This window comes from Moraxella lacunata (assembly GCF_002027545.1).
Classification (GTDB): Bacteria; Pseudomonadota; Gammaproteobacteria; order Pseudomonadales; family Moraxellaceae; genus Moraxella; species Moraxella lacunata.
The window spans coordinates 1-7,144 of record NZ_MXAN01000007.1 but is presented as its reverse complement, the minus strand read 5'-3'; the positions used below and the strand labels follow the sequence as shown (position 1 = coordinate 7,144).

Here is a 7,144-nt window from a genome sequence, read left to right as displayed (position 1 = left end):
AGCACAGCACAGCACAGCACTAGCTTAGTACGCTCGTCAGCCCTACAAAAAATTGGGGTTGATGTTGTGAGTGATTTACATCAAGAAAAAAGATTCTATTATGAACAGCAAGAATACCAAGAAAAAGCCGTCGCTAATATCGTGGGGATTTTTGATGATTTTCATAAAAGTGGCGACATAGTCAGCACGTTATCTACGCATTACACCAACAATAACTACCAATTTCCCATCAATGGCGACAGTAAAAATATCGATGTCATGATGGAAACTGGCACAGGCAAAACCTTTACCTTTATCAAGGCGATTTTTGAGCTAACTAAGCATTTTGGCTACAAAAAATTCATCATCTTAACTCCCACCGTACCCATTCGTGAAGGCACTAAAACCAATCTTGAAGACACCAAAGACTACTTTAAAGGTCTGTATAATGACGCTCACGGCAAGGAAATTAACGTCTTTGTCTATGAAAGTAGCAATGTCTCTGCCATCAATGATTTCATCAAATCTGGGGATTTGTCTGCCCTAGTCATGACGCCCAGCTCGTTTGACAAAGGTGGCAACATTCTTAATCGACCTTTGGAAAAAGACCTTCATACGCCCGATTTGTTTGTTGCTCATCAGGGTGTGCCAAAATCCTACCTAGAATGCCTAAAACGACTCAATCCGATTGTCATCATGGATGAACCACACCGTTTTGAAGGCAATGCATTTAAGAAATATTTTGAAGGTTTTGATAATTTTTTCTTGCGTTTTGGGGCGACTTTTCCAAAAAAAGCGGACAGCCTGCAACTGTCCAACGTGGCGTATGTGCTAGACAGCTTAACTGCGTTTCAACAAAGTTTGGTCAAAAAAATAGTGGTCTACACCCAAGATGTCATCGAAAATACAGATACGCTGATTGGCACAGACCCCAAAGCCAAAAAAGCGATGGTCAATCGCCTTGAAAATGGTATGTTGGTGAAGCAGACACTGGGTGTTGGTGGACTGTTCAACGGCAAATCCATCAAAAAAATCAACAAAGATGCGATCGTTTTGGTCGATGGCACGCTAGAAAAAGTGGACTATGCCATCTCTGATGATTCCCTAAGGGTCATGATACATGACACCATCAAACTGCATTTTGACAAAGAACAGGCTTTGTTTGATAAGGGGATTAAAACGCTCAGTCTGTTTTTTATGGAAAATAACATTGGTTTGTTTCGTGGCGACTCACCAAAAATCAAAACCATGTTTGAAGAAGAGTATGTAAAAATCCGCCAAGAGATTTTGACAAAACTTGATAAAGACAGTGCCTATTGCCAATATCTGCAAAAAGATTTTGACAACGATGGGGAGCTACAAGTTCATAAAGGTTATTTCTCAGGCGATAAAGGCAGTAGCGTCGATGAAAAAATCAAGGCTGGCGTTAATGAGATTTTAAAAGACAAAAAGCGGTTGTTGTCCTTTGAGAGCTCAACCCGCTTTATTTTTTCTATTTGGGCACTGCAAGAAGGCTGGGACAATCCAAACATCTTTACCATCTGCAAACTGTCCAATCAGGGCAGTGAAAATTCAAAATTGCAACAAATAGGGCGTGGGCTACGCATTGCGGTCAATCAAGATTTGCAACGCCAAACGCTCAACTTTTTGGATAATGACCAAGAATTATTTTGGCAAATCAATAATTTAGATGTGGTGGTGTCTAGCAAAGAGCAGGGTTTTGTGGAAAGTATCCAAAAAGAGATTTTGGAAAACTCGTTTTTGTTGGCAAAGCGATTTACCGAACATGAGATTAGGCAACGCCTTGTGGGCGATGGGGCTGATGAAAAAACCGCCAGAGCCATTTTTAAAGCCTTGGAAAAAAATGACTTGATTGTCTTTGAAGATACAGAAGACGGCTTGGATGTTTATGAGCTCTCTGATGATTTTGATGAGCAACTAAAAACACTGGCACTGCCTGCCGACCACAAACAAATGATTGCCAAGCTGTTTTCAAACAACATCAAAGAATACGTAAAAAACGCCAATAAGAATAACAAAGGCAAAGACAAAGTCATCATCAAGTCCACTCATCTTAGGGCGTTTGAAGAGCTTTGGCATGCCATTTATAAAAACACCAATTTTTTGCTTGAAAAGATGAGTAAAGCAGAAGAGACCCAGCTTATTGGCAACATCAAAGCTCAGATTGAGAGTTTGGACATCAGTCAGGTCATGCTAGAAACCACACGTTCTGAGCTACATGTTGAAAAAATGCAGTCCAATCAGGCGGTTAGCAAAAGCATCGTTGATGGTTCTACCTATGTCAGCAAGGTGGATTATCTGTTGTTGGTTCGTCAGCTTGCCGTGGACAGTAAAACGCCTTTGTCTTTTGTGGTGCGGATATTTAATGCGTTAAGTCTTGAATTTAAACAAAAAACATTTGTCAATAACCCAAAACAAGCCCAAAAAGAAATGGCAGATATCATCAAACAGAATTTGATGGGTGTATTAAAAACCAAAATCAGCTATGGCATGATACAGCATGCGGTAAAAGCCAACGTGTTTAAAACCGATGATAAGGCGACCTATCTAGATATCGGCAGTACGGGCAAATTTCAAAAGCCCATACCCCAAGATTTTTCGCTAAAAGCCAAATGGGTGTTTGAAAACGTGATTGAATATGACAGTGACTTTGAGTTGGAGATTATTGAGCAAGACCCTGATATTAGTGAAATTGAGATTTTTGCAAAATTGCCACGCCTAAAAATCAAAACACCACTGGGTGAATACAATCCTGATTTTTGTTATGCCATCAAAGGCAAAAATGGCAATCAAGTCTTTTTGGTGGTGGAGAGCAAAGGTTATGAAAAATCTACCAACATACCGCCTGACGAAAAAGCAAAAATTGACATCGCCAAAAAATATTTTGATGCACTCAATGAATATCATCAAAAACAAGGCAAAGACGACATAAAAATCGTCTTTAAAGAACGCATCAACAAAACCCAACTATCTGCACTGATTAATACTGATTAATACTAGGAGACAACAATGAAGCAAGATTTTTTAGACGCTGGTTTTGCCGTGATTGATGGTGGTCATGCCAATCATCCATTGCTTGATTATCTAAAAGAGCATTATCCAATGGTGATTCGTGATAATGAATTAGATTTGATGCAGTTAAAGACCCTTTTGGGCTTACCCATTGATGATAAAGTCAATGGCTATGGGCTAAATTTTATTGGTCGTAACTTTGCCCGTGCCAAATACCAACAAGAAACGGATAAAGAGTTGGTGTTAAATACAGCGATGAGCAAAGATATTGATACAACAAAAAACCTTGTATTAAAAGGGGATAATTTAGACGGTTTAAAGATTTTAAAGCATTATTATAAAGGCAAAATCAAGTGTATTTATATTGACCCGCCATATAACACCAATGGCGATGAGTTTATTTATCCTGACAAATTTGATAAAGAAGAAGCCGAAGTGTTGGGTTTGGTTGATTTGTCAGAAGATGATTTTGCTCGGTTGGATTTTAGTTTTAAGACCAAAAAAAGCCACAATGGTTGGTTGTCATTCATGTACCCCCGCTTGCTATTGGCACAGGAGTTATTAAGCGATGATGGGGTGATTTTTATTAGCATTGATGACAATGAACAGGCGAATTTAAAACTGTTGTGTGATGATGTGTTTGGGGAAGAGAATTTTGTTGAGAATTATATATGGCATAGTAATTTTAGACCTGATAACAGTTCATCAATCGAAAGAGAAAATGGGCAGTACATTTTATGTTATGCAAAAAACAAACGTTCTGTATCAAAATTGGTAGGACAGCAAAAAAGAACGGAAGGTTTACCGAGTCTTACAAAGAATAAATCAAATATTTCAAGATTGTTTTTTAAAAAAGAATGGGTGGATGTAAGACTTCAAGATGGATTATATAAGGCAGGTGAATTAAAATCAGGATATATCTTACATAATGATGTAAGGGTATCCAATGGTGTTTTGCAAGACGACTTTGATTTATCAGGGAGAGTTACTTGGTCTCAATCATATCTTGAAAATGAAATAAAAAAAGGCACTAAAATTGTTATAAAGACGAGTGGTTTTGTCCCTTATGTTCAAAAAGTTGAAACATCAGATTTGGCACCCACTACAATTATACCCAATGAAGAAGTGGGCGATGTTCTAAGTGGAAACTCTGACCTAAATCGATTATTTGATGTCAAGGTTTTTACTCACCCTAAGCCCATATCGCTATTAAAATATTTGTTAAATACGATTATATATAACGGCTTTGATTCATCTGATATAATCCTAGACTTTTTTGCAGGTTCGGGTACAACAGGTCATGCGGTCATACAATTAAATGCAGAAGATGGCGGTCATCGTAAATTTATACTTTGCCAAATAGATGAGCCAATAGACCCCATCAAAAAGAAAGATGAGTATAAATTCTGCTTGGACAATAATTTACCACCTGTGATTTCAAGTATTACCATAGAACGCCTAAATCGTGCAGGAGAGAGCATTAAGGCTAATATAGAGCAACATAACGCCAAAAAAGATGTAGCCGAGAGTGATAAAAAACAGTTGCCCGATATTGGTTATAAGGTCTTTGATAGCATACCTGCCCCGATATTGACGCTGGATGAAGAGAATTGTCAAATTGCTTTTCCCAAAGAGCATACCAATGCGATGAGTCGTATTTATCACATGATATTTAAAGTGGGTATTGATGAGCCAACACAGGTGCCGATTGCCATCATCGATGAGTGCATGTACAAACTTGGCAGTAATTACTACATCACCGACAGTCATAAAGTGAGCGAAGATGTGCTGTTGGATGCTTTAAAAGATGGCAGGGTTTATATTGATGGCTGGACGGCTAGCCTTGATGTTAGTTTGCAGAGCCAAAAAAATAAAGTGCAGATTGTTTTTTGATAAAACTGCTGAGCAGGTTTGTCCCAAAAGTACAATCTGTTTGTCATAACAACACCCCAAAAGTTGGTTGTGTCACTTTTGGGGTGCGGTTTGTTGGTGGATGATGCGGTTTATGCCCCTGATATGCTGGTGTGAGCCAAGACGTCATCAACGTTGGTGTTGTTGATGATGATGTGCAAATCAGCGGTTCTGATGTGGACATCATTGCCGATATGACGGGTGGCTTGGCTAAGCTCATTCGTGTCGGCAAAAACATTGTCAAAGACAACTTTGTCATGGTCGCCAATATAGCTGTTAAAGTCACGAATGATGTTCAAGCCAACACTTTCTTGGTTGAACGCAAAAGTGTCATCGCCAATACCGCCAAACAGCATGTTATTGCCTTTACCACCATACAGATAGTCGTTGCCTTCACCACCATATAGGTGGTCGTTGCCATCGTTGCCAAACAGACGGTCATCGCCTGCCCCGCCGTGCAACAGACCATTGACACCGTTTAGTGCGTATAGAACGTCATTACCTTCTCTGGCAAAGATGATGTCGCCTGTCAAGACATCGTCTGATTCACTGCCTTCAAGGTGGTCTTGATAGCCGATGTCTGTATTGCGACTTTTGATGAGATAGCGATTGGAGGCGAGACCTTCTGAGCTGATGTCATAAGGGCGAATCTGGGTGTAGGATTCGTTATCAAAGCCGATTTTCTCAACATTTTCAAGGTGTTTGATGCCTGTGCCGTCTTTGGCGTTCATGAATACTGTGCCATCAGACAGTCGGTAGGCGTGCCAATCTTGGCTTTTGCCTTGTAAGATGACAGTATCAACGCCTGCACCACCATCCACACGGTCTGCTCCTTGTGCCAGTACGATGCGGTCATTGCCGTCTTTGGCATCGATATAGTCGCCTTGGTTGCTACTTTGGATAAGGTTGTTGTGGTTTGAGCCGATGATAAAGCTACCAACTTTGTCCGCCTGATGGCTTTTGTCCTTGACCCACATGCTAAGACGTTCGGCAGCATTTAGCTGGTCGATGATGACACGGCTGTCTCTGTGAGTGAGTTCATAAAAAGATGAGTTGGTGATACGCTCCAAAGTATCTTGACCTAATGCACCTGTGTGTGCTGCCCAGCCTTGGGCAGTGTTGATGAGCGACATGACAAAGGGGTTATTGACATCCCATAATGCCGAAGCATACGCTCCTGTCACCAATACCACGTTATCAATACTGCTGTCAAAATTCTTGTCTATGTTAGACAATACAGGGCCACCACCAGCGATGGCATCAGCAACATTGATGTGAGAGCCTGTGATGCGATAGACGGCATCATTTTCATAGCCCATATTCAAAATGACATCAGGATTGTCATAGATAACAGGGCTAGCATGACCGATGTATACCGCATCGTTAAAAAACCCATCAGCCAATGATTCACGGTGTTTTGCCATGATGTTGGTGTAGCCACCACCCAAGCTATAACCTGTGACCAACACATCTTCGCCCGATAGGTCGTGGGCGGTGGCGTAGTCTTTGATGGCTTGCAAAAGTGGTTGCATGTTGGGGGCAATCTTGCCTTCGTTAAGATGAAAGTAATCCGCCACATCAAGCAAATCATTGGTGCCAGCCCAGCTGATGCCAAGGCGAGTGGGCTTGCCAGCATCATCAAATTCACCAACCAATAGAACCTGCGGCCCTGAGCCATTAATCGGGCGGTCGCCGGTGATGGTGCTGACAAAAGTGTAGTAGCCATAGATGTCCACGGCATTGTTTGGTAGGTTGAGCTCGGCTGGGGTAAGTGAACGCCAGCCGTCGGGTAGGGTTAGGGCGGCATTGATGTCTTTTAGTCCATCAGGCACGAGTTTGGCAAAACTGGCGACATTGGCATGCTGAGCCAGCTTACTAGTGGTGTGCATGAGTTCGGCGGATTGGTCACTGTCAAAATGACGAAAGTCAAACATTCCCATGGTAATTCCCTATTTGGTGGATGGAAGTTAATCGCATTCTCAATATAACCAAAAAGATACAAAATAACAAGTAAAAAAAGACGTGATTTTGGATTTTGGCGATAAAAGTGTGTATTAACGATTTGTCATGGGCAAAATACTGTCAATTTTACCCATGATGGGGTGTGAGTTGAGCGGAATGTGCCAATGGGGTGGTTTTGAGTTTTTAAAAATAAAATGCCTGTGACATACAGCCAACAAAATTGAATTTTACTACAAAAACCGTTCGCCCTTGTATCAAC

3 protein-coding genes are annotated in these 7,144 nt (G+C 41.0%); 2 read left to right on the top strand and 1 reads right to left on the bottom strand.

Going from position 1 to position 7,144, the window contains the following annotated elements; genetic code table 11:
* Both B5J94_RS01355 and B5J94_RS01350 read left to right on the top strand, forming a co-directional pair.
* Positions 1–2,994, top strand: a 2,994-nt coding sequence (locus tag B5J94_RS01355; protein WP_211271035.1) for a restriction endonuclease, incomplete at its 5' end; no start/stop codon positions are given.
* 15 nt (positions 2,995–3,009) lie between these two features.
* A complete protein-coding gene (locus tag B5J94_RS01350) occupies positions 3,010–4,905 on the top strand; it encodes a site-specific DNA-methyltransferase (protein WP_062500398.1) in 1,896 nt (631 codons plus the stop codon).
* A 110-nt stretch (positions 4,906–5,015) separates the two neighbouring features.
* On the opposite strand, the gene B5J94_RS01345 is transcribed toward B5J94_RS01350, so the two are convergent.
* On the bottom strand, positions 5,016–6,863 hold the full coding sequence (locus B5J94_RS01345) for a calcium-binding protein (protein WP_062500395.1): 1,848 nt from the start codon (positions 6,861–6,863) through the stop codon (positions 5,016–5,018).
* Between the last annotated feature and the right edge of the window lie 281 nt (positions 6,864–7,144).